This is a genomic window from Cyanobium sp. Cruz CV13-4-11 (assembly GCF_024346055.1).
GTDB lineage: Bacteria > Cyanobacteriota > Cyanobacteriia > PCC-6307 > Cyanobiaceae > Cyanobium.
On the sequence record NZ_JAGQCH010000008.1, the window covers coordinates 96,810 to 117,762 of the forward strand.

At 68.3% G+C, this 20,953-nt stretch carries 23 protein-coding genes and 1 other RNA gene; 12 read left to right on the forward strand and 12 right to left on the reverse strand.

Going from position 1 to position 20,953, the window contains the following annotated elements; translation table 11 throughout:
• The first annotated feature begins 289 nt into the window (after nucleotides 1-289).
• Nucleotides 290-1,045 carry a glycoside hydrolase family 104 protein gene (locus KBZ12_RS08275; protein WP_254957447.1) on the forward strand — a complete coding sequence of 252 codons (756 nt, stop codon included), beginning with the start codon at nucleotides 290-292 and terminating at the stop codon, nucleotides 1,043-1,045.
• A 3-nt stretch (nucleotides 1,046-1,048) separates the two neighbouring features.
• On the opposite strand, the gene KBZ12_RS08280 is transcribed toward KBZ12_RS08275, so the two are convergent.
• Nucleotides 1,049-1,870, reverse strand: a complete 822-nt coding sequence (locus tag KBZ12_RS08280) for a TPM domain-containing protein (RefSeq protein WP_396100875.1) — start codon at nucleotides 1,868-1,870, stop codon at nucleotides 1,049-1,051.
• 119 nt (nucleotides 1,871-1,989) lie between these two features.
• Here KBZ12_RS08280 and KBZ12_RS08285 point away from each other — a divergent pair, with 119 nt between their 5' ends.
• Complete coding sequence (locus tag KBZ12_RS08285; protein WP_254957448.1) at nucleotides 1,990-3,180, forward strand: SAM-dependent methyltransferase; 1,191 nt, start codon at nucleotides 1,990-1,992, stop codon at nucleotides 3,178-3,180.
• Nucleotides 3,181-3,236: 56 nt separating this feature from the next.
• Here the strand turns inward: KBZ12_RS08285 and KBZ12_RS08290 are convergent, their stop codons facing one another.
• The 3 genes from KBZ12_RS08290 to recQ form a co-directional block, all read right to left on the reverse strand.
• Nucleotides 3,237-4,328 (reverse strand): DUF4912 domain-containing protein, encoded by a 1,092-nt coding sequence (locus KBZ12_RS08290; RefSeq protein WP_254957449.1) that lies wholly within the window; start codon nucleotides 4,326-4,328, stop codon nucleotides 3,237-3,239.
• 64 nt (nucleotides 4,329-4,392) lie between these two features.
• On the reverse strand, nucleotides 4,393-5,535 hold the full coding sequence (gene aroB, locus KBZ12_RS08295; RefSeq protein ID WP_254957450.1) for a 3-dehydroquinate synthase: 1,143 nt from the start codon (nucleotides 5,533-5,535) through the stop codon (nucleotides 4,393-4,395).
• A 27-nt stretch (nucleotides 5,536-5,562) separates the two neighbouring features.
• Nucleotides 5,563-7,392, reverse strand: coding sequence for a DNA helicase RecQ (recQ, locus tag KBZ12_RS08300; RefSeq protein WP_254957451.1), 1,830 nt, complete (start codon nucleotides 7,390-7,392; stop codon nucleotides 5,563-5,565).
• 82 nt (nucleotides 7,393-7,474) lie between these two features.
• Here recQ and KBZ12_RS08305 point away from each other — a divergent pair, with 82 nt between their 5' ends.
• From KBZ12_RS08305 to KBZ12_RS08320, 4 genes are all read left to right on the forward strand, one after another.
• Entirely contained in the window at nucleotides 7,475-8,371 is an 897-nt protein-coding gene (locus KBZ12_RS08305) for a carbohydrate ABC transporter permease (RefSeq protein ID WP_254957452.1), read from the forward strand.
• Between the two features lie 63 nt (nucleotides 8,372-8,434).
• Entirely contained in the window at nucleotides 8,435-9,715 is a 1,281-nt protein-coding gene (locus KBZ12_RS08310; RefSeq protein ID WP_315859286.1) for a 5-(carboxyamino)imidazole ribonucleotide synthase, read from the forward strand.
• A gap of 6 nt (nucleotides 9,716-9,721) precedes the next feature.
• Nucleotides 9,722-9,904: non-coding RNA, 6S RNA (ssrS, locus tag KBZ12_RS08315), on the forward strand.
• A 39-nt stretch (nucleotides 9,905-9,943) separates the two neighbouring features.
• Complete coding sequence (locus tag KBZ12_RS08320) at nucleotides 9,944-10,414, forward strand: hypothetical protein (RefSeq protein ID WP_254957453.1); 471 nt, start codon at nucleotides 9,944-9,946, stop codon at nucleotides 10,412-10,414.
• Here KBZ12_RS08320 and KBZ12_RS08325 read toward each other — a convergent pair.
• Together KBZ12_RS08325 and clpS are read right to left on the reverse strand one after the other, a co-directional pair.
• Nucleotides 10,359-10,634 carry a DUF2103 domain-containing protein gene (locus tag KBZ12_RS08325; RefSeq protein ID WP_254957454.1) on the reverse strand — a complete coding sequence of 92 codons (276 nt, stop codon included), beginning with the start codon at nucleotides 10,632-10,634 and terminating at the stop codon, nucleotides 10,359-10,361. The two genes, KBZ12_RS08320 and KBZ12_RS08325, sit on opposite strands and share 56 nt — an antisense overlap.
• Nucleotides 10,635-10,643: 9 nt before the next feature.
• Nucleotides 10,644-10,937 (reverse strand): ATP-dependent Clp protease adapter ClpS, encoded by a 294-nt coding sequence (clpS, locus tag KBZ12_RS08330; RefSeq protein WP_254957455.1) that lies wholly within the window; start codon nucleotides 10,935-10,937, stop codon nucleotides 10,644-10,646.
• A 64-nt stretch (nucleotides 10,938-11,001) separates the two neighbouring features.
• On the opposite strand from clpS, the gene petN reads away from it, so the two are divergent.
• From petN to KBZ12_RS08345, 3 genes are all read left to right on the forward strand, one after another.
• On the forward strand, nucleotides 11,002-11,103 hold the full coding sequence (petN, locus tag KBZ12_RS08335; RefSeq protein ID WP_015108283.1) for a cytochrome b6-f complex subunit PetN: 102 nt from the start codon (nucleotides 11,002-11,004) through the stop codon (nucleotides 11,101-11,103).
• Entirely contained in the window at nucleotides 11,081-11,248 is a 168-nt protein-coding gene (locus KBZ12_RS08340) for a hypothetical protein (RefSeq protein WP_254957456.1), read from the forward strand. Before petN ends, KBZ12_RS08340 begins: the two co-directional genes overlap by 23 nt.
• A 96-nt stretch (nucleotides 11,249-11,344) precedes the next feature.
• Nucleotides 11,345-12,724, forward strand: a complete 1,380-nt coding sequence (locus KBZ12_RS08345; protein WP_254957457.1) for a hypothetical protein — start codon at nucleotides 11,345-11,347, stop codon at nucleotides 12,722-12,724.
• Here the strand turns inward: KBZ12_RS08345 and psb29 are convergent.
• Nucleotides 12,687-13,382 (reverse strand): photosystem II biogenesis protein Psp29, encoded by a 696-nt coding sequence (gene psb29, locus KBZ12_RS08350; protein WP_254957458.1) that lies wholly within the window; start codon nucleotides 13,380-13,382, stop codon nucleotides 12,687-12,689. The genes KBZ12_RS08345 and psb29 overlap by 38 nt on opposite strands.
• 95 nt (nucleotides 13,383-13,477) lie before the next feature.
• Between psb29 and clpP the strand changes: the two genes are divergently transcribed.
• A complete protein-coding gene (gene clpP, locus KBZ12_RS08355) occupies nucleotides 13,478-14,068 on the forward strand; it encodes an ATP-dependent Clp endopeptidase proteolytic subunit ClpP (RefSeq protein ID WP_254957459.1) in 591 nt (196 codons plus the stop codon).
• A gap of 69 nt (nucleotides 14,069-14,137) precedes the next feature.
• Here the strand turns inward: clpP and ftsH are convergent, their stop codons facing one another.
• From ftsH to pyk, 4 genes are all read right to left on the reverse strand, one after another.
• Entirely contained in the window at nucleotides 14,138-16,114 is a 1,977-nt protein-coding gene (gene ftsH, locus KBZ12_RS08360) for an ATP-dependent zinc metalloprotease FtsH (RefSeq protein WP_254957460.1), read from the reverse strand.
• A gap of 99 nt (nucleotides 16,115-16,213) precedes the next feature.
• Nucleotides 16,214-16,537 carry a DUF1830 domain-containing protein gene (locus KBZ12_RS08365; RefSeq protein WP_254957461.1) on the reverse strand — a complete coding sequence of 108 codons (324 nt, stop codon included), beginning with the start codon at nucleotides 16,535-16,537 and terminating at the stop codon, nucleotides 16,214-16,216.
• Nucleotides 16,538-16,699: 162 nt separating this feature from the next.
• Nucleotides 16,700-17,929, reverse strand: coding sequence for an ABC transporter permease (locus tag KBZ12_RS08370; RefSeq protein WP_254957462.1), 1,230 nt, complete (start codon nucleotides 17,927-17,929; stop codon nucleotides 16,700-16,702).
• Nucleotides 17,930-17,956: 27 nt separating this feature from the next.
• Complete coding sequence (pyk, locus tag KBZ12_RS08375) at nucleotides 17,957-19,741, reverse strand: pyruvate kinase (protein WP_254957464.1); 1,785 nt, start codon at nucleotides 19,739-19,741, stop codon at nucleotides 17,957-17,959.
• Between the two features lie 59 nt (nucleotides 19,742-19,800).
• On the opposite strand from pyk, the gene KBZ12_RS08380 reads away from it, so the two are divergent.
• Together KBZ12_RS08380 and KBZ12_RS08385 are read left to right on the forward strand one after the other, a co-directional pair.
• The gene (locus tag KBZ12_RS08380) at nucleotides 19,801-20,130 is read left to right on the forward strand and encodes a nucleoside triphosphate pyrophosphohydrolase family protein (protein WP_254957465.1); all 330 of its coding nucleotides are present in this window, start codon (nucleotides 19,801-19,803) and stop codon (nucleotides 20,128-20,130) included.
• Between the two features lie 65 nt (nucleotides 20,131-20,195).
• Complete coding sequence (locus tag KBZ12_RS08385) at nucleotides 20,196-20,645, forward strand: hypothetical protein (RefSeq protein WP_254957508.1); 450 nt, start codon at nucleotides 20,196-20,198, stop codon at nucleotides 20,643-20,645.
• On the opposite strand, the gene KBZ12_RS08390 is transcribed toward KBZ12_RS08385, so the two are convergent.
• Complete coding sequence (locus KBZ12_RS08390) at nucleotides 20,639-20,929, reverse strand: YggT family protein (protein WP_254957466.1); 291 nt, start codon at nucleotides 20,927-20,929, stop codon at nucleotides 20,639-20,641. The genes KBZ12_RS08385 and KBZ12_RS08390 overlap by 7 nt on opposite strands.
• Nucleotides 20,930-20,953 lie beyond the last annotated feature (24 nt).

Consider the following 20,953-nt stretch of genomic DNA (forward strand, 5'->3'; position numbering starts at 1 on the left):
TCGGAGCCGAAAAACTTCAGTGCCTGGCTGTAACTCGAATGCAAAGCGTCATTCTTGATAACAGTAGACAGTTGTTCGACCGTCACTAACACCGAATCGTTTCGAGGCATTCATCGGCAAATTACCGCCAAGTCTCGGTGCAGGATTTTTCTACCCTTGCCACGGGATCACTGGTTCTTCCTGATGTTGTTCTCCTGAAGACCCGGTCACACCAAGCACATCACGTCGGATTTGTTCCGTTATCCCTTTAACGGATTCTTCCCCCACTTGTCCTTCACGACCGTTTCTCTTGCCGAACCTTCAGCGCCGTCACCTGGTCCTCGCCTTCGCCGGCCTCAGCCTTGGCTTGGCCGGGCCCGTCAGTGCCGCCGACACTTCCAGAGCCTGGCAGCTGGGTCCCGAGGCCCGTGTGGCCCCCGCCCGGGTGGCGATGTTGACTCCCCTGCCGGCCGCTCCCCGCGTCTTCGCCATCACGCCGGAGCGCCGGGCCCTGCTCAACACCATCCGCTACGCCGAAGGCACCTGGGCCAACGGCCATGAGGTCGGTTACCGCATCCTCTTCGGGGGCAGCCTGTTCGATTCGCTTGATCGCCACCCCAACCGGGTGATGCGCACGGCCCGCTACGCCAGTGCGGCGGCTGGTGCCTACCAGTTCATGCCCTTCACCTGGGACATGGTGACCCGGGCCCTGGGCATGCCTGATTTCGGCCCCGAGTCCCAGGACCAGGCGGCCCTGTTACTGGTCCAGCGCCGGGGCGCCCTGCACCTGGCCGATCGCGGTGAGCTGACCCCCGATCTGGCGGCCCGTCTGGCCCCTGAATGGGCCTCCTTCCCCACCCTGGCCGGTCGCAGCTTCTACGGGCAGCCCGTCAAGCGTCTCAACGATCTGCGCCGCTTCTACGAGCAGAACCTGGCCCTGCTGCGCAACGAATCCGCCGCCGTCTGGGAAGACGTGGCGATTCGCCAGGTGCCTCCTGCCTGCAGCGATGCCAGCCTCTCTTGCCAGCTGGAGCGGGTGGGCGGCGGAGCCTCCAAGGCCCCCTAGCCTTCAGGCATCGCCCTCGCCCTTGCCCTGAAGGCGCACGCCTCCCAGGGTTTTCTGGGCAATCAGATAGGCCAGCACCGACGCCCCCAGGAACCCCAGCACGTTGCGCAGCAACGGCAGCACGTCGTTGGTGCGGGTGATGATCGGGCCCATGCCCAGAGCCACGAACAGGATCACCCAGAGGGGCGACAGCAGCAGCACCCAGGTCCATTCCACCCGGCGGCCCTCCTGACGTGGGAAGGCGGCGAATCCCACGATCAGGCCCCCGAGGATCGACGTGCAGAGGGTGAGAATCCACTGCTCCTGGGGCAAGCCCGGCACCACCTGGCAACCACCGATGGCCAGGCACCCCTTCACGGCATGGATGGCCGACAGGATCGAGCCGTCCTCGCCGTGGTCACGGACGTAGAACTGGTTGCCATAGCGGGTCTGGAGTTCCACCCAGAAGGTGCGAGGCATCAGGGCGAACAGGGCCTCGCCCACGTTGAAGTTGAGCAGGTTGCCGCCACGGGGATCGGCGACCAGCAGCAGGCTGCGCTCGTCCAGGTCCCAGAACCCTTTGACGGCCAGGCCGGGGGTGCGTTCGTACTGGGTCAGGACCCGCAGCTTCCAGCCACTGGTGGCCTCGAAGCTCTCCAGCTCGGCCTCCAGCTGCCCCCGTTCGCCATCGGTGAGGGCTTTGGCCAGGTCGATCACCGGGGTGGGGTGATCGGGCAGCAGCTGGGGGTTGTCTGCGGCGTAGGCGGCTGCCCCCAGGCCCGGCAACAGCCAGGTGGCCAACACCAGGGTGAGGGTGGCCAGTAAGGCCCCCAGCCGCCTTGCCAACCCACCGCGCGAGCCGCTTTCAGGGCAATCCCGCCTCGTTCCCGTGTCTGCTGCTGTCGCCAACGCCATCGCTCTTGCTCCCATCGGTCAGCATTCTCACCGAGTCACCCTGACGCCGCGTGCAGACCCCCCATTCCGGCTCCCCGGCTGTTCCTGAGTGGCTCAGCCAGCGACTGCAGGCCTCCGGTGGGTCGGTGCCGTTCCTCGACTACATGCAGTGGGTCTTGCATGATCCGGATCATGGTGCCTACGGGAGTGGCCGGCTGGCGATCGGCCCTCGGGGGGACTTCGCCACCGCCCCCTCCCTGGGGCCGGAGTTCGCCGAGTTACTTGCCCCCCAGCTGGCCCAGTGGCTGGCCCGGCTTCCGGCTGACGCCCCCCTGGCCCTGGTGGAGACCGGTCCAGGGGAGGGCCAGCTGGCCCAGCAGCTGGCCGAGGCGCTCTATGCCGGCTGGCCCGGGCTGGCCGGGCGCACCGAACTGGTGCTGGTGGAGCCGAATGCCGGCATGGCCCAGCGGCAACGGCAGCGCCTCCGTGCCTGCCCGTTGCCGGTGCGATGGATCGATTTTGAAACCTTTGCCAGGGCCCCACGGCAAGGCGTGGTGCTGGCCCACGAAGTGCTCGATGCCCTGGCCATCGAGCGCATCGAGCGCCGGGACGACCAGTGGTGTCGCCAGCGGGTCGTTCTGAGGGGAGACAGCCTGAGCCTGGAGGCCGCGGAGCCACTGCATGGGCCCGTGCTCAGCCAACTGGAGGGCCTCGGCCTCCTGCCCCTGGATGGGAGCCGCCCGCCGGGCTGGTGCACCGAGCTCCATCCCGGCCTGGAACCCTGGCTGGCCGTCTGCGGCGAAGCGCTGAGCGAAGGGTGGTTGCTGGTGATCGATTACGCCCATGAGGCCCGTCGCTATTACGCGCCCCAGCGCTCCGCCGGCACCCTGATGGCCTACCGGCACCAGCGGGCCAGCGGCGACCCGCTGCGGGAGCCGGGTTTGTGGGACCTGACGGCCCATCTCTGTCTCGAGACCCTGGAGGCGGCGGCCCGGGCCGCCGCCTGGCAGCCCCTGGGCGGCTGCCGGCAGGGAGAGGCCCTGCTGGCGCTTGGTCTGGCCCAACGCCTGCATGGGCTGCAGCAGCAACCCATGTCCCGGTTGGGGGAGCTCCTGCAACGGCGTGAAAACCTGCTTCGGCTGGTGGATCCCGCCGGTTTGGGTGACTTCCGCTGGTTGGCCTTCCACCGGGGCCCAGCGGAATCGGGACCGTCTTCGAGGCCTCAGCCAGCGCCCCTGTTTCTCAGCCAGCCATCGGTCTGATCGGCGGCCTTCCGCTTACATCTCCAGATCAAGTGCGGCAGAGCCATTGACGAGGCTCAGAACCATTCCGACTGGGCGTCCTCCTGGGGGTTGACATTGGCGTGGGGGGTCGTGCGGCGGAACTCCATGGTGATGCCGCGCTTCTGCTCCCCATCGGCGGCCAGGGCCTCGATCGGATAGAGCTGCTGACCATCCCGGAAGGGAACCTGGAGCCGGAAGGTTCCATCCGAAGACAGGGGAATCTCCTCACCGCCGATGGTCAGGCGGGCGGAGGGATCGGTGGCCCCGTAGACAATCAATTCCGCGTCGGCCACCAGCCAGAAAGAGCGTTGGCGAGCGGCCACACCGCCGATGCCGGAGCCGCTGCGGCCGGAGGCCCAGGGGCCCGCACCCGAGGCCGAGTAGTCGCCGCCGCCCTGCAGGCCGGCGCCGGAATCGATCTCATGGAAGGCCTCGGAACCGCGGCCAAGGCGGCGCCAGGGGCTGGTGGCGCTCTGGTAGAGCCGCTCGTGCAGGTCGTTGATGATCTCCCTGGTCGGCGGGGCGGACGTGCCTTCGACCGCCGGAGGCATCGAGAAGGCGACGAAGGGGTCGGGCACGCTGATGGCCGGGCTGTCCAGAACCGGAACGTGGGCCGTGGCGGAGAACGCCAAGGAAATCCAGCCCCCGCTGCCGCCCTTGCGGAAGCCCAGCTCCACCCTGTAGTCGCGGCCAGACAGGGGCACCGGCAGGTACCACTCGGTGGCCTGGCTTTCGACCACCACTTCCTGGAGGGTGTGGGGATGGCTGGAGCCACCATCGAGTCCGGTCACGTCGGCGACACGCAAGCACAGCTGGGTGGCGCCATCGGCCTGGGCCCGGCTTCTGTCGGCCGGGTTGATCGACCAGCGCACCTGGGACCACTGGGGATCACGGGGCAGGAAAGCCACCCAGGAGGACTCTCCACCGTCGCCGCTCGGCGGCGCCAAGGCGGGGCTGGCGGCGGGGGGGGCCGGCGAAGATGGCGATGGGGAGGGAGCCTGGGAGGGAGATGGCTGGGGCTCGGCCGTCTCCTGGCGGCCCCCGAGCCCGATGGTCCTGGCCAGGGCGCCGAGTCGTCGCAGGGGCTGGCTCAGAAAGGTGGTGAACCGGCTGCGACGACTGCTCATGGGCCGTGGGAAATAAAAACCTTCCGGTGATGGTCACCGATCTGGGGAGTCTGCGCCTTTCCTGTCAGCGAACAACCACGTTCGAAGCGGCGACCGCGAGGGCGGCCCTGATCGTGGCGGGATCGACATCGTCGCGGATCGTGACCGATCCCACGCCGGTGGGCAGCACGAAGCGCACCTTGCCCTGGCGCACCTTCTTGTCGGCCTGCAGGGAGGTCAGCACGGCCTCGGGATCGAGGGCCGGCCAGCCCATGGGCAGTCCGGCGGCCGCCACCAGCCGGCGCTGCCGGTCCTGATCCGCCTGGCTCCAGAGCCCCATCGCCACGGCGATAGCACCGGCGGCCACCATGCCCAGGCCCACCGCTTCCCCGTGCAGCCAGGTGCCGTAGCCGCTGAGGTTCTCCACCGCATGGCCCAGGGTGTGGCCGTAGTTGAGGATGGCCCGCAGACCCCCTTCCCGTTCGTCGGCGGCCACCACCCGGGCCTTGGCGGCGGCGGAGCGCTCGAGCAAACGTTGCAGCAGCTCGGGCCCGATGGCTTCGCGGCTGGCCAGGGCGCCCTGGGGATCCCGCACGGCGGCCTGCTCCAGGTCGTTGAAGAGTTGGTCATCACCGATGACGGCGTACTTGATCACCTCGGCCATGCCGGCGCGGAACTCCCGCTCCGGCAGGGTGGCCAGTACCTGAGGGTCGATCAGAACCAGTTTCGGTTGGTGGAAGGCGCCGATCAGGTTCTTCCCCCCCGGATGGTTCACCCCCGTCTTGCCTCCGATGGCGGCATCCACCATCGCCAGCAGGGTGGTGGGCACCTGCACCACAGCGATGCCCCGCAGCCAGGTGGCGGCGGCGAAGCCAGCCATGTCCCCCACCACGCCGCCCCCCAGGGCGACGATCAGGGAGCCCCGCTCCAGGCGATGCGCGAAGGCGGCGTCATGGATGGCGGCCACGGTGGCCGGTGTCTTGCGCTCTTCCCCGGCCTCCAGTACCAGGGTCCGCACGGCGAAGCCGCTTGACTCAAGACCTGTCAGCGCTTCAGCACCATGAAATCCCCGCACCTCCGGGTTGGTCACCACCAGCACCCGGGTGCCGCTCTGGAAGCCGCGCTCGACCAGGAAGGAACCCAGGCGGCCGAGCAGGCCCTCACCGATCAGGATCTGATAGGGATCGGCGGCCAGGGACACCGTGATGGTGCGGTGGTCCTGTGGCACGGACGGGGCGTCAAGGGTGGGCTGAGGCTAGGCCGGTGCGGTCTGGCTCCCGACCACGGCCAGCACCGCCTCGCCATAGCTGGCGAGCTTGGCCTTGCCGATGCCGGTGATGCCGGCCAGGTCTTCAAGGGCGGTGGGACGGCGCTCGGCGATGGCGATCAGGGTGCGGTCATGGAAGACCACGTAGGGCGGTAGGCCCTGCTGGCGGGCCTGCTCCAGCCGCCAGGCCTTCAGGGCCGCCACCAGTCCCGCATCGACGTTGTCCGCACCGCCAGTCGGCGCCCCTCCGGCCCCAGCCCCGGCCGCCGCACCGCGACGCTCCTTCGCCGCCGGCGGCAGTCGGATCTCCAGTCGCGTCTCGCCGCGCAGCAGGGGTCTCACCAGGGCGTCATCACCGAACTGCAGGCCCCCATGGCCATCGGCGGCGGGCACAAGGAACCCCCTGGCGCTGAGCTGGCGGAACAGGCTGCGCCACTGGCCCCGGTCCAGTTCCTTGCCGATGCCATGCACCCCCAGCTGGTCGTGGCCAAGGCTCTGGATCCGGGCCGTCTCGCCTCCCAGCAGAACGTCCACCAGGTGGGCGGCGCCGAAACGCCCCCCGGTCCGGTACACAGCCGACAGGGCCTTGCGGGCCGGCTCGGTCACGTCCACGCCCTGGTTCGGCTCCAGGCAGACGTCGCAGTTGCCGCAGTCGCTGCTGTCCGCTTCGCCCAGGTAGCTGAGCAGGATCCGGCGGCGGCAGCTGGAGGCCTCGGCAAAGCCGATCAGGGCGTCGAGGCGGCCGTGCTCGATCCGCTTCTGGGCCGGATCGGCATCGGACTCGTCGATGAAGCGACGCAACGGCGGCACATCCCCGGAGCCATGCACCATCCAGGCGATGGCCGGCAGGCCATCCCGGCCCGCCCGGCCCGTTTCCTGGTAATAGGCCTCCAGGCTCTTGGGCAGGTCCACATGGGCGACGAAGCGCACGTCCGGCTTGTCAATGCCCATGCCGAAGGCGATGGTGGCCACCACGACCACGCCGCTGCCGAGGCGAAACCGTTCCAGGGCGGCGCTGCGCCGCTCCGGCGAGAGTCCAGCGTGGTACGGGAGGGCGTCGTGGCCAGCGGCCTTGAGGGCGGCGGCGTGCTCCTCCACCCGCTTGCGGGAGCGGGCGTAGACGATGCCGGAGTGCCCCCGCTGGCTGTCGAGGAACGCGAGCAGCTGCTGCCGGGGTTCGCTTTTGTCGCGCAGCAGATAGCGGATGTTGGGCCGATCGAAGCTGGCGAGAAACACCGCCGCCTGCTCCAGGCCCAGGCGCGCCACGATCTCGGAGCGGGTGCGGGGATCGGCGGTGGCCGTCAGGGCGATGCGGGGAATGGCGGAGAAGCGCTCGGCGAGCACCGCCAGCTGCAGGTACTCGGGCCGAAAATCGTGCCCCCACTGGGAGACGCAGTGGGCTTCGTCAATGGCGAACAGGGCGAGGGGCAGATCGGCGAGCCGCTCGATCAGATCACCACCCAGGAGCCGCTCCGGCGACACGTAGAGCAGATCCAGCCGGCCGGCCTGGAGCTCCCGCCAGGTGGTCGCCGCCGCGTCGGCGCTTTCGGCCGAATGCAGGGCGGCCGCCCGCACGCCGGCCTGGCGCAGGGCGCCCACCTGGTCCTGCATCAGGGCGATCAGCGGCGAGACCACCACCGCCGTTCCCGGCCGGCAGAGGGCCGGGATCTGGTAGCAGAGCGATTTCCCGCCTCCGGTGGGCATCAGCACCAGGGCCGAGCCCCCCGCGCAGACGTGCGAGACGATGGCCGCCTGGGGGCCGCGGAAGGCGTCATAGCCGAAGACGTCCCGCAGCACCTGCTTCGGTTTCGCCGTCATCGGGATGGGGGATTGATCGGCATCGGTGGTCTCCAGCCTCCCTGCCGATTGTGCAACGCCCCACGTCCGGCAGGATGCACCGATGTCCCCACCCACCCCTACTGCGCCGGCACCCAGCCGCTCTGCCTGGGCGTTTCTGGCCCCCGCCCTGCTGCTGCTGGCGGTGTCGGTCCTGATCCCGGCGGCCATGGCCCTGGTGATCAGCTTCACCCGCACGGGGCTGGATGTGAGCGAACCGCTCACCTTCGTGGGCCTGGCCAACTTCCGCCGGCTGCTGGCCGATCCGATGCTGCTGCGGGTGACCGGCACCACCTTCCTGTATCTGGTGGGGGTGGTCCCACCGATCGTCCTCGGGGCCCTCGCCCTGGCGGTGCTGGTCAACCGCCAGATGCCGGGTATCCACTGGTTCCGCGGCGCCTTTTACACCCCGGTGCTGGTGTCCCTGGTGGTGGCGGCGATCGCCTTCCGCTGGCTCTACGCCGAGAACGGTCTGGTCAACGGCTGGCTTGGGGCCCTGCTGGCCGAACGCTTCACGCCGATCGGCTTTCTCACCTCCACCGCCCTGGCCCTGCCCTCGGTGATGCTGGTCACCCTTTGGAAAGGTCTCGGGTACTACATGGTCATCTTCGTGGCCGGCCTGCAGGGGATCTCCGCCGATCTCTACGAGGCGGCGGCCCTGGATGGCAGCGAGGGCTGGCGCCGCCACCTGGATATCACCCTGCCCCTACTGAGGCCCTACATCACCCTGGTGGCGGTGATTTCGGCCATTGGGGCCACCAAGGTGTTCGAGGAGGTGTACCTGATGACCCAGGGGGGGCCGGCCGACAGCACCCGCACGATCGTCTACTACGTCTACGACCAGGCTTTTTCGGAGCTGGAGATCAGCTACGCCTGCACCGTCGGCCTGGCCCTGTTTCTGATCGTGCTGCTGCTCAGCCTGGTCCGCTATGCCTTCGCCGCCGAGAACCCTCTGCAGTGAGGACCCGCCCGGGCCTTGACGCCCTGGTGGCAGGCTGGTCCCCGGTTCGAACGACCTTGCAGGGTGCAGACCATCCCTGACACCGATCCCCAGACGGAACCCGCTGCGATCGAGGCCATCGGCATCGTGGGGGGCGGCCAGCTGGCCTGGATGCTGGCCCAGGCCGCCCGGGACCTCGGCGTCGCCCTGCATGTGCAGACCCCCGGCGCCGACGATCCGGCCAGCCGCGAGGCGGCCAGTGTGGTTCTGGCTGCCGTCGATGACGTGGCCGCCACCCGGGAGCTGGCCAGCCGCTGCAGCGCCATCAGTTTTGAAAACGAGTGGATTCCCCTGGAGGCCCTGCAGCCGCTTGAGGGTCCTGCTCTCCAGTTCCTGCCGGGACTCGAGGCGCTGCGTCCCCTGGTGAGCAAGGCGGGGCAGCGGCGACTGCTGGGCGACCTGCACCTGCCGGCCCCGCGCTGGTTTCCCCTGGCCGATGTGTTCCAGCCCGCTGCCCCCGGTCCAGCGCACGGGGGGCAGGCCACCGTGCCAGTGAGCCAGCCACGCCCCACTCTGTCCCCAGCGGCTCCCCGCCTTCCCGAGGGCTTCGATTTTCCGATGATGGCCAAGGCCAGCCGCGGGGGCTACGACGGCCGGGGCACGGTGCCCCTGGCCGACCTGGCCGCGCTCGAGGAGCTGCTTGCCAGGGTCGACGCCGACGACTGGATTCTCGAGGAGCTGGTGCGTTTCGAGCAGGAGCTGGCGTTGGTGGCCTGCCGCGACCGGCACGGCACGGTGGCTTGCTACCCCCTGGTGCAGACGCACCAGCACCGACGCGTCTGCGACTGGGTGCTCTTCCCCGCGCCGGTGGATCACCGGGTCGAGGTGTTCGCCCGCAACGTGGCCGTCTCCCTGCTTACTGCCCTCGATTACGTGGGCGTGTTGTCGATCGAGTTCTTCTACGGGCCCTCGGGTCTGCAGGTCAACGAGCTGGCCCCCCGCACCCACAACTCCGGCCACCTGACGATCGAGGCCTGCCGCACCAGCCAGTTCTCCCAGCAGGTGCGCATCGTCGCCGGACTGCCGATGGGCGCCACCGACGCCGTGGTGCCCGGTGCCTTGATGGTCAACCTGCTCGCTCCCGAGGGTGGCGATGCCGACCAGCTGGAGCGGCGCCAGGCCCTGGAGGCGCTCCCAGGCGCCCACCTGCACTGGTACGGCAAGCAGGGGGGCGGGGCCGGCCGCAAGCTGGGCCACCTCACCCTGCTGCTCGAGGGCCGCACGGACGCCGAGCGTGAGCTGGACAAACAACGCAGGCTGGCGCAGGTGCGCGCCATCTGGCCGCTGCCCGGTTCTGCCACTTAGAGTTCTTGCGGACTGCTGTGTTGGTGACTGCCTTTCACAGTTTTCTGATCTGACTCCCTTTCGACGCGGGGAGTCTTCAGCGACGGCAACGTATACCGGCCTCACGGCCGGAAACGAAGCCCCGCCCCTGACTCCCCACCTGGTTCATCCAGGTCGAACACTGGGGCAAGACGGCACGGCGGTCCACCCCTTTCTTCACCTTCCGATGGCGCCCGGCCCGGCATGCTGGTGGAACGTCCATCCGCCGCCGTGATCAGCGAGCTTCCGAGCTTCCAGTCGTCGTTCGAGCGCCTGCTGGCCCGCGCCCCGGGCCCCGTCTTCCCCCGTGCCCGGGCGCTGTATCTGCAGAAGTACCCCCTGGAAGGGGAGAGCCACGGCGACTTCCGCACCTTTCTGCTGGAGGAGGACATCCAGGAGAGTCCGGCCGGTGCAGTGCGGGTTCGGGCCCTGGCCCTGGCGGTTGTGGCCTGGGGCCAACCCCGCTTCGATGCGGATGCTGCGGCCGCCTACCTCGAGCGACGCTGGGGGTTGCGTCCCAACGATCTGAAAGAGGTGGAAGGGGTGAGTTGGTTCCGGGAGGCCGGCGCCTATGGCCGCTTCTGCACCCCGGCGGTCTACGAGCGGGTCGCTCCCACCAGCTTGCTCAGTTCGTCAGCTGATCCAGCGCCTCCTGCAGCTGGTCCCGGCTCAGGCGCGTGACCACAAAGACCTCCTGAGCCGTGCTGCCCCTGCGGGCCAGCAGCTTGTGGCCTCCGGTGATCGGGCTCGACACCCGCAGCCGCAAACCGATGCTGCGGCCCCTCACCCGTGAGATCACCGCCGGCGTGATCGTGTCGATGCCCGGCAGGGTGGCCAGCCGGCGCAACAGCGGGATGAGCCCCTCCACGTAGGTGCTGTGGGTGATCACGAGCCGAGCCATGGCCGTTCCTCAGCCCTGGCCCAGCGGTGCCATGGTCAGACCCTCGGCGGTGAGCAACTGGTGGTAAAGCTCCCCCTGCTCCAGCGGACCGCTCCAGACCACCGCCGAGCCCTCCCCATCGATCCGGTGGGCCAGGGTCCAGGCCTGATCGGGCTGCATGCCGGGGAGGTGCCGCACCAGGGCCTCCACAACGTGCTGGAACGTGTTGACGTCATCGTCGAGAACGATGACGTTCACGTTGGGATAGCGCTCCTGGAGGCGCTGCCCTGCCTGGGCGGGACTTCTCGATGGAGCAACGACCATGGGGCCTTCAGCGCCTGCCGGTCACCAGCGTAGGTAACATGCGATCATCCTTGAATCGGGCTCGATGCTGATCACCCTTGGTTGGTCCGCCCTGGCGGCCATCTTCACCTTCTCGATCGCCATGGTGGTGTGGGGCCGCAACGGTGACAACAGCATCGGTTTCTGATCTGGCCTTCCCCACCACCACCCTGCTGGCGGGTCTGGCCTCCGCCCTGCTCCTGTTCGTGAGCGCGGGCGTCATCTACTTGTCCACCGTCGAATGGCGTGACCGCCGCCGCCGTCGCTCCACCGAAGGACGCTCCCGCTCCTGAGGCCCATGGCTGGTCCCGGTTCAGCCATGGCGGTTTGACCCGGCGATCACCGGGGCAGCCCATGACCCACCGAGGCCGAACCCTGTCGGCGTTTGCATGAGCCGTCCGTTCGATCGTCTGCGACGTTCTCTGGTGGCACCGGCCCTACCACGGCTGCCGCTGCCACGGCTGCCGCTGCCGGCCACCGCGGCCACGCTCCTGGTGCTGCTGCTGCTGCCCGGCCTGGCCCTGTGGCGCTGGCCCAGGCCCAGGGCCCAGGGGCTCGAGCAGCTCATGGCGGCGAGCAGCCTGCTGCAGAGCTTTGCCGCCAGTCCGGATCGGCCCGTGCCGGCCCTCTGGCGTGAGCGCTTCGGCGTCGCCCCGGCCAACCGGCTGTGGCGGGAGCAGCGCCGCACCTGGTGGCAGTTCTGGGGCCCCCATGCCGAAGCAGGGGCCTACCTGGCCGTCCAGGACAACACCGGCTCCCAGCGCCCCCTGCCCGCCAATGGCCTGCGGGTGGGGAATCTGCTGGTGGTGGCGCCGGATCCCCTCTCACGGCGCCTGCTCCAGGATCAGTTGCGGCCCGATCAGCGGGCCGGGCGCGGGCTGTACAGCGCCTGCCTCCCCAGGCTGGAGAGCGGTCAGGGGGTGTTCTGGAACGCTTCCGGTCTTGGCGCCCTGGTGGGGCCGCTGGCCCCGCTGCTGGAGGCCTACCAGGAGGGATGCCTCTCCCTCTCCCTCTCGCTGGAGTCCTCCGAGCTGCGCTGGCGGGGCGAAGCCACCGACCGTGCCGCGGCGGCGGGTACGGCCCGATCCGTCCGTGCCACCGACGGTGCGGCCTCCAGCCTGCCGCCCCTTCCGAGCGACCTGCTGCTGGAACTCCAGGGATCCTCCCTGGAGCAGCTGTTCCGCGGGTTGCTGTCGCGGCAGCTGATCCGGGATCCCCTTGCCGCGCGCTACGGCATCGACACCAAGGGCCTGGCCCTGCTGCGCCGTTCCCCGTTCCGTCTGCGGCTCCAGCCCCAGGCCAGTGGCCCCTTCCAGGCTTCGCTCGAGCTCCAGGTGGCGGTCGGGCCCGACCACCAGGCCTGGCGAGAGCTGTTGCTCGGCCTGGCCCGTTCCCTGCAGGCCCAGGCCCTGCAGGACGTGCCTGGCGCCAGTCCGCCGTCCCAGGCACTGGCGGCCACCTGGCGCCGGGAGGATGGGGTGGTTCTGGGGGGGTGGCGCTGGATCGGGGAGAGCGGGCCCCAAGCCCAGCTTCTGTTGTTTCTCGGTCCGGTGCCGTCCCGTTGGCAGACCATGACCACCACTGGTGTACAGGCGCCCGGCTCAGGCTCGCTGTGGCTGCGGGTGCGCCCCCAGGGCCTGGATCAGCTGGGCCTGCTGCCCGAACCGCTGCCCGATCTGGTGCGTCGCGCCGACCAGCTGGCGATGGAGGCCGCCCCTGGCGCCGGTGGGGTCAGCTGGCTGAGGGGACGCCTTCGGGTGATCCCGTAATCTCCTGCCGCTCGCGCCGGCGCCGCTCGGCGGCCACCGTTTCCTCCATCAGCTCGACGGCCATGGACATCTTCTCGAGGTTGCTGGCGTAGAGAGAGAGGTCCTTGTCGAGACGGTCCCGCAGCAGGCCGATCGAGAAGCCGATGTCGTGGGCGAGCTGGCGCAGGGCCTGGGGTTCCATGGCGTCGTCGGCGAGGGCTTGCTCCAGCAAAGCGAGCAGGCCGACGGCCATCAGGCGTGAGTAGTGGAAATCCGGCCGGCGGATGCTGGCCATGGCCGTGGCCACCGGCGCCGGTGCCCCTTCCCCCTGGGCTTCGATCCACTGACGCACCTCCTGCTGGCTGTGGCGCCCCATGGCGGCCAGGGCCTCGACGCATTGGCGGCGCAGATCAGGGCCGTCATACCCGGAGGAGGCGCACAGGGCCTCAAACAGGGGGGCCTTCTGGTCCTCGGGCCGGTAGCCGCGGGCGAAGCCGTCGAACACCTGAACGAGACCAACGGCGAAGAGGGGATCACTCTGGAAGCCTTTCTGGCGGCTCAGCAGGTGGAGCTCCACCAGTAATTCGTCGACCATGCGCCGGTAGAGGGGACCGATGACGTGGGGGAAGGCGCCATGGAAGGCCCGCTTGCTGTCGGCGACGGTGAGAGCAGCGCTCACGCTGTTGGATTCTTCGGTGCTGCGACCATAGCGCTGCAGGCACTCGACCCGATCGGCGGCTGGGTAGGATTGTTTCAATCGTCTGTCTGGAGCCCATGATCCCGATCGTCATCGAGGAGTCGGGTCGCGGTGAAAGAGCCTTTGACATCTATTCCCGCCTGCTGCGGGAGAGGATCATCTTCCTCGGGGAACCGGTGACTGCGGAATCCGCCAACCGTGTGGTGGCCCAGCTGCTGTTTCTGGAGGCGGAAGATCCTGAGAAGGATATTTTCCTCTACGTCAATTCTCCGGGCGGTTCGGTCTACGACGGCCTCGGCATCTTCGACACCATGCAGCACATCAAACCCGATGTGCAGACCGTCTGTGTGGGCCTCGCGGCCAGCATGGGGGCCTTTCTTCTCTGCGCCGGAGCCAAGGGCAAGCGCAGCAGCCTGGCCCATTCCCGGATCATGATCCACCAGCCCCTGGGTGGGGCCCGTGGCCAGGCCAGCGACATCCGCATCCAGGCCGATGAGATCCTCTACCTCAAGAACAAGCTCAACCGGGAGCTGGCCAGCCGCACCGGACGGGATCTCGAGCAGATCCAGATCGACACCGATCGCGACTTCTTCATGTCTCCGGCCGAAGCGATGGCCTACGGCCTCATCGACAAGGTGATCGAAAAGCGTCCCATCCGCCCGGTCTGAAGCTGAGAGGCTGGCGAGGCCTGCATTGGCAGGCCTTTTCCATGACTGAGCTGAGGATGCCTCCCGGCTTCAGGTGGCCTCTGCTGGATCAGCGACGACCACGTCCTGGTGGTTGGCGGAGGCCAGATCCGCAGCCGTGAGCAGGGGGGAGAAACGGTCCTTGTCAGGGATCGTGGCGAATTCCGAGACGATCAGGCGGAATTCATCGCCATCGAGGCTTTCCTTCTCGATCAGCAATTCCACAAGACGATCCATGCAGGCGCGATGCTCGGCCACCAACTTGACGGTGTCGGTGTAGCAACTCTGAACGATGTGACGCACAGCCCCATCAATCTTGTGGGCGATGGCATCGGACACATCGCTGCGTGTCATCAGGTCGCGGCCGAGGAACACCTCCTGGTTGCCCGCCTCCAGTGACATCGGGCCCAGATCACTCATGCCGAAGCGGGTGACCATCTGCCGGGCCATTGAGGCCACCTGCTGGATGTCACCGCCGGCGCCGGTGGTGACCTCCGAATGGCCGAACACCACATCCTCGGCCGCGCGGCCGCCCAGGGCCCCCATGATGCGAGCCCGCAGCTGGGCCCGGCTCACCAGCATCTGCTCCTCGTCGGGGGCAAACCAGGTGAGGCCCTGGGCCTGGCCCCTGGGAATCAGGGTGACCTTCTGGACGGGATCGTGCTGCCTCACCAGGGTGCCCACCAGGGCATGGCCCACCTCGTGATAGGCGATCAAACGTTTGCTGCGGCCATCGGTGAGGGGCTTGCCCTCCATGCCGGCGATGATCCGGTCGACGGCGTCGTCGATCTCCGCCAGGCCGGTGGCCTCCTTGCGACGCCGGGCCGTGAGGATCGCCGCCTCATTGAGCAGGTTGGCCAGGTCGGCGCCGGTGAAGCCCGGTGTGCGGCGGGCAATCATCTCCAGGGAGACATCCTCGGCCAGCTTCTTGTTGCGGCTGTGCACCTTCAGGATCGACAGGCGACCCTTGATGTCGGGGGCATCCACCTGGACCTGGCGATCGAAACGGCCGGGACGCATCAGGGCCGAATCCAGAACATCAGGACGGTTGGTGGCCGCAATGATGATGATGCCGCTGTTGCCCTCGAACCCATCCATCTCGGTGAGCAGCTGGTTGAGGGTCTGCTCCCGCTCGTCGTTGCCGCCACCGATTCCGGCGCCGCGCTGCCGTCCGACGGCGTCGATCTCATCGATGAAGATCAGGCAGGGGCTGTTCTCCTTGGCTCGCTTGAACAGATCCCGGACGCGGCTGGCGCCAACACCCACGAACATCTCGACGAACTCGGAACCCGACAGGGAGAAAAAGGGCACCCCGGCCTCACCGGCGATGGCCTTGGCCAGCAGGGTCTTGCCGGTGCCTGGGGGACCGACCAGCAGCACGCCGCGGGGAATCTTGGCCCCCACGGAGGTAAAGCGCTCCGGGGTTTTAAGGAAGGTGACCACTTCCTGCAGGTCCTGCTTGGCTTCCTCGACGCCGGCCACGTCATCGAACTTGACACCGGTTTCGGCTTCCATGGCGAAGCGGGCCTTGGACTTACCGAACTGCATCGCCTGGCCAGGCCCGCCGGGCATGCCCGAGGAACGCCGGGCCAGGAAAATGAGCGAACCGATCAGCAGCAGCGGGAACAGGAGGTTGCCCAGCAGGCCCAGGGCCGGCGGCGTGGCCTTGGGGGGGTGGACATCGAAGCTGATGCCCTGGTCCTTGAGCTTGTTGATCAGTTCGGGGGCGATGCCGGGCAGATCCACCCGCAGGCGCTGCACCCGGTTGTCGAGGTCGGGATCCACCGCCTCGATCACCGCGGTGCGGCCGCCGTCGTAGATGTCGACCGCCGTGACCCTGCCTGCTTCGACGTAATCAAGGAAGCGGCCATAACTCATGCGGGCCACGGCGGCATTGCGGGGCGCGGTGGTGTCTCCCGATGGCCCGGGCGCCAGCCGCCCCCCTGAACTCAGCAACTGCCAGCCCAGGAACAGGGCCACGGCGATCGGCAACAGCCACAGGGCAAGGACACGCCAGCGCTGATTCATGGTTGTGAAGCTTTTGAACAACCTTAAGAGCGGGCGGCCCGGCTGCGGGAGGGTTCCGGCCTCAAGCTTGACGTCTTCGGCGGTTGGCTTCCCCTCGGCTCAGCCCGCCTGGAGCCAGGGGTTGGCTTCGATGCCGCCCACGGCAAGCTCCGCGCCGCCCGCGACGGCCTCGGGGACGGGGGCTGATTCCATGACCAGCTCACAGGCCTCGATCGATTCGAGCAGTTCGGGGCCGCCGAGACCATGGGTCCAGATCTCCACTTCGCTACGGGCTGGACACTGAAAGGTCAGGAGTTCAAAGGGAAAGACCACCCGTTCCAGAAAGAACTGATCTGGCCCGATGCAGCGCAGGATGATCATGCGATCGGAGCCATTCCGGTAACCGCAATCCACCTGTTCAGACCTGGCCAGCTGATCCAACACCGTCTTGCGGCAACGTCCCCACCATCAAGACATTGCGGCTGTGGGGATTCGGTGACGAAGACGACGGATTGCGACTCTTAAGGTTTTCTTCTCTTCCCGTCGGCGCCACGGCTGGCTAGGGCCGCTGGCAACCGCGCTGCATCCTTGCTGAGAGGGTGGGGATCAGAGGCTTCGCAGGGCCGCAATCGGATCGAGCCGTGCCGCCCGCCGCGCCGGCACCACGCCGAAGAACAGGCCGATCGAGCCGGACAGACCCACCGTCAGCAGCACGGTGCCGGCCTCGATCGTGGCCGGCAGCGGGGTGAGGGCCCCAACCAGGGCCACCGTTCCCAGCCCCAGGGCACTGCCGATGACGCCACCGAGGCTGGCGAGCACCAGCGACTCCACCAGGAACTGCAGCAGTACGTCACTGCTGCGGGCGCCGAGGGCCTTGCGCAGGCCGATCTCCTCGGTGCGTTCACTCACCGACACCAGCATGATGTTCATGATTCCGATCCCTCCCACCAGCAGCGACACCGCACCGATGGCCCCCAGCATCAGGGTGAGGCCGCCGGTGATCGTGCCGACGATGGTGAGGGCATCCTTCTGGGAGCGCACGGCGAAGTCGTCCTCCCGAAGCAGCCGGTGGCGCTGGCGCAGCAGGTTGGTGATCTGGAACGCCGCCGCTCCGGTGCTGGCTTCGTCGCGGGCCTCCACACTGATGAACGTGAGGCTGATGCCGAAGGTGGGATCACGCCCACTCAGCTGGCTCACCATGGTGGTGAGGGGGATGTAGGCGTTCTCGTCCTGGTTGGAGCCGAACACGGCCCCCTTCGGTGCCAGCACACCGATCACCTCGAAGGACTTGTCGCGAATGCGCAGCTGGCGGCCCAGGGCTTCGCCGGTGGGCATCAGCTTCTCCTGCAGATCAGGGCCGATCACCACCACGTTGCGGGCCCCCTGCACATCACGCTTGTCGATGAAGCGCCCCCTGGCCACCTCAAAGCTGCGCACCGGCAGGAACTCGGGCGTCACCCCCGACACCGAGACCGAGGAGCTGAAGCCGCCGGCCTGGGCCACGGCATTCAGGGTGATCTGGGGGGCGACCCGGCGCACGCTGGGCACTTGCTCGGCGATGGCCTTGGCGTCCTCCAGCACCAGGGTGCGGGGCATCTCGATCCCCTGGCGCCGCGTGTCGTTGTTGCCGGGCACCACGAACAGCACGTTGGCTCCCAGGGTGCTGAGCTGGCTCTCGGCCAGGTTCTGGGCGCCCCGTCCCACCCCTACCAGGGTGATCACCGAGGCGTTGCCGATGACGATGCCCAGCATGGTGAGCAGGCTGCGCAGGCGATTCGAGCGCAGCGTCAGCAACGCCATGGCCACCGTTTCGCTCAGGGGCAGCTTGGAGGCCATGGCGGCGCAGCCGGAGGGATTTCGGTTCTAGAGGAACGACGGCACCGCCGAGGGGTGGGTGCTCTGGGCACCCCGATGCACAACCCCATCCTGAACGTCAAGGGTGACCACTTCCCCCATCCGCAGTTCAAACGTGGCATTGGCCACGCCCACGATCACGGGCACGCCCAGCCGCTCGCCGATCACGGCCGCATGGCTCTGGCGACCTTCCTCCTCGGCGATCACCCCCCGGGCCTTGCGGATCGCCTCCAGGTAGGCGGCGCTCGTTTCGCGCACCACCAGGATTTCACCGGGCTCAAGGCGAGCCGCCTCCTCCGGGGTGCTGGCCAGGCGCACCTTGCCGCTGATCGTGCCGCTGCCGATGCCCACGCCGCGCCCCATCACGGCCGAGACGATGCCCACCTTGACCAGATCGGTGGAGCCACTCACCCCCTCCAGGGTGCCGGCGGTCTGAACCACCAGATCGCCGGCGCTCAGCAGACCCAGCTCCTTGGCAGCGGCCATGGCCACGCTGAAGGTGCGGCTGCTGCTGGGCTCATCGTGGATCAGCAGCGGGTTGACCCCCCAGACCAGCTGCAGTTGGCGGGCCACGCTGACGTCGGAGGTGATCGCCAGGATGGGCGTGCTGGGGCGGAACTTGCTGACACTGCGCGCCGTGGATCCGGTCTTGGTGAGGGGCAGGATCGCGGCGGCGTTGAGCTGGCGGGCGATGCTGCTGACCGCCTGACAGATGGCGTTGGGGATGGTGGTGGCCATGTGGCTGTCTAGCACCCGCTGGGGGTAGTCGCGCTCGATGCGGCGGGCGATCTGATCCATGGTGGCCACGGCCTCCACGGGGTAGTCGCCCACGGCGGTTTCGTTGGAGAGCATCACCGCATCGGTGCCGTCGAGGATGGCGTTGGCCACATCGCTCACCTCGGCCCGGGTGGGCCGCGGGCAGGAGGCCATCGAATCCAGCATCTGGGTGGCCGTGATGATCGGAATGCCGAGGCTGTTGGCCTTGCGGATCAGCTCCTTCTGCAGCAGGGGCACCTCCTCGGCGGGCATCTCCACCCCGAGGTCCCCGCGGGCCACCATCACCCCGTCACAGAGGGGAAGGATGGCGTCGATGGCATCGATCGCCTCGAACTTCTCGATCTTGGCCACCACCGGGGTGTTGTGGCCCTGGCTGCGGATCAGCTCGCGGATCTCCAGCATGTCGGAGGGATTGCGCACGAAGCTGAGCGCGACCCAGTCGACGCCCTGCTGCAGTCCGAAGGTCAGATCGCGGCGGTCCTTGGGGGTCAGGGCCCGGATCGACAGCTGCACGTCAGGGAAGTTGACCCCCTTGTTATTGGAGAGCACCCCGCCCACGGTGACCCTGCACTTCAGGGTCTGCCCGGGGCCGTCGACCTCCACCACCACCATTTCGACCCGGCCGTCGTCGAGCAGGATCCGACTGCCGTTGGTCACCTCATCCGCCAGCCGGTCGTAGGTGACGGTGGCGATCGTGTTGTCGCAGTTGACGGCGCAGGAGGTGAGCGCGAAGGGGTCCCCCTTGGCCAGGGTGATCGGACCGGCCTGGAAGCGTCCCAGGCGGATCTTGGGGCCCTGGAGATCCTGAAGAATGCCGATGTGCACCCCCAGCTCGTGGGCCACCTGGCGGATGGTGGCGATCCGATCGGCGTGGTCGCTGTGGTCGCCGTGGGAGAAGTTGAGACGGAAGGTGGTGGCTCCGGCGGCGATCAGTTGCCGCAGCACCTCAGGCGACTCGGTGGCCGGGCCGATCGTGGCCACGATCTTTGTGCGACGCATGAGATCGTGAGGGGCCATTGGACGACCTTGTACAAGGGCGGAAACTACCATCCGGACTTGCCCAGAGCGCGCTTGAAATGGACTTTCAGGACTACCAGCAACGCTCCCGTGAGACGGCGCGCTACCCGGACGTGGGCGCCAACATCCTCTATCCCACGCTGGGGCTGTGCGGCGAGGCCGGCGAGGTGGCCGACAAGGTGAAGAAGGTGTTGCGGGACCGGGGCGGCGTGTTCGGCCCCGAGGTCCGCGACGACCTGCGGCTGGAGCTGGGCGATGTGCTCTGGTATGTAGCCCAGCTGGCCACGGAGCTGGGACTGGATCTTGAAGACGTGGCCGGCGCCAATCTGGCCAAGCTGGTCAGCCGCGCGGACCGTAACGTGATCGGAGGCAGCGGCGATCGGCGGTGAAGCAGCGAGGAATCGCCTGGGCCACCCTGGCCCGACGGGTGGCAGGTCTGCTCCTGGGACTGCTGATGCTGCTCAGCGTGCCAGCCCTGGCGGCCGCCACCGATCTGAAGGTGTCTGAAGTGGTGGTCGAGCCCTGTCCCGCCGACGACCCCGGCACCCAGCCTGAGCTGGCCCGCCCCAGTGGGGCCAGCTGCTGGGCCCTGCGGGGTGTGGTGGTCAACCCCGGTGGCAAGCCCGTCATGGACACCGATGTCTTCGGCCTGATCCTCGATGCCAGCGGTGAGCCGGTGCTGCCGAACCGCACCCGGGTGGGTTCGATCGGCGATGTGCCGCCCGGCCGCTCCAGCTTCGCCCTGCGCCTGGCCGTGCCGGCCGGCACCCCGGGCCCCCTCGGCACCCGCAGCGTCAAGGCGAGGGGCTTCAGCGCCCCGGTGCGCACCCGGGCCGGGGCGGACGATGAACTCCTGCCCCTGGAAGAGGCCCTGGGGACCTCCGACGATCCGTCCGCTCAGTAGGGCAGGCCGCCGGAAAGGGTGGCGATCGAAGCCCCCAGGAGGCTCTGGGCCAGCTGCAGGGCGATGAAGGCCACCAGCGCCGAAAGGTCGATGCCGCCCAGCGGGGGAATCAGGCCGCGAAAGGCGTTGAGGTAGGGGTCGGTGATGGCGCTGACGCTGGAGAGCACCGGGTTGCTCCAGTCGAGGTTGGGGAACCAGCTCAGCAGCACCCGGACCAGCAGCACCAGGAGGTAGATGCTGAGGGTCTGGGCCAGCACCTGGAGCAGGAAGACGAGGATGTTCATGGAAAGGGTCGAGGGGTGGGCTGC

Bases quoted from the DNA above. Each gene is read 5' to 3' on its own strand.
- KBZ12_RS08380 (WP_254957465.1), top strand. From the start codon at position 19,801: ATGGACTTTCAGGACTACCAGCAACGCTCCCGTGAGACGGCGCGCTAC.
- KBZ12_RS08390 (WP_254957466.1), bottom strand. From the start codon at position 20,929: ATGAACATCCTCGTCTTCCTGCTCCAGGTGCTGGCCCAGACCCTCAGC.
- KBZ12_RS08370 (WP_254957462.1), bottom strand. From the start codon at position 17,929: ATGGCCTCCAAGCTGCCCCTGAGCGAAACGGTGGCCATGGCGTTGCTG.
- KBZ12_RS08385 (WP_254957508.1), top strand. From the start codon at position 20,196: ATGCTGCTCAGCGTGCCAGCCCTGGCGGCCGCCACCGATCTGAAGGTG.
- KBZ12_RS08325 (WP_254957454.1), bottom strand. From the start codon at position 10,634: ATGGCTCGGCTCGTGATCACCCACAGCACCTACGTGGAGGGGCTCATC.
- clpS (WP_254957455.1), bottom strand. From the start codon at position 10,937: ATGGTCGTTGCTCCATCGAGAAGTCCCGCCCAGGCAGGGCAGCGCCTC.
- KBZ12_RS08345 (WP_254957457.1), top strand. From the start codon at position 11,345: ATGAGCCGTCCGTTCGATCGTCTGCGACGTTCTCTGGTGGCACCGGCC.
- KBZ12_RS08305 (WP_254957452.1), top strand. From the start codon at position 7,475: ATGTCCCCACCCACCCCTACTGCGCCGGCACCCAGCCGCTCTGCCTGG.
- pyk (WP_254957464.1), bottom strand. From the start codon at position 19,741: ATGGCCCCTCACGATCTCATGCGTCGCACAAAGATCGTGGCCACGATC.
- clpP (WP_254957459.1), top strand. From the start codon at position 13,478: ATGATCCCGATCGTCATCGAGGAGTCGGGTCGCGGTGAAAGAGCCTTT.
- ftsH (WP_254957460.1), bottom strand. From the start codon at position 16,114: ATGAATCAGCGCTGGCGTGTCCTTGCCCTGTGGCTGTTGCCGATCGCC.
- petN (WP_015108283.1), top strand. From the start codon at position 11,002: ATGCTGATCACCCTTGGTTGGTCCGCCCTGGCGGCCATCTTCACCTTC.
- recQ (WP_254957451.1), bottom strand. From the start codon at position 7,392: ATGACGGCGAAACCGAAGCAGGTGCTGCGGGACGTCTTCGGCTATGAC.
- KBZ12_RS08290 (WP_254957449.1), bottom strand. From the start codon at position 4,328: ATGAGCAGTCGTCGCAGCCGGTTCACCACCTTTCTGAGCCAGCCCCTG.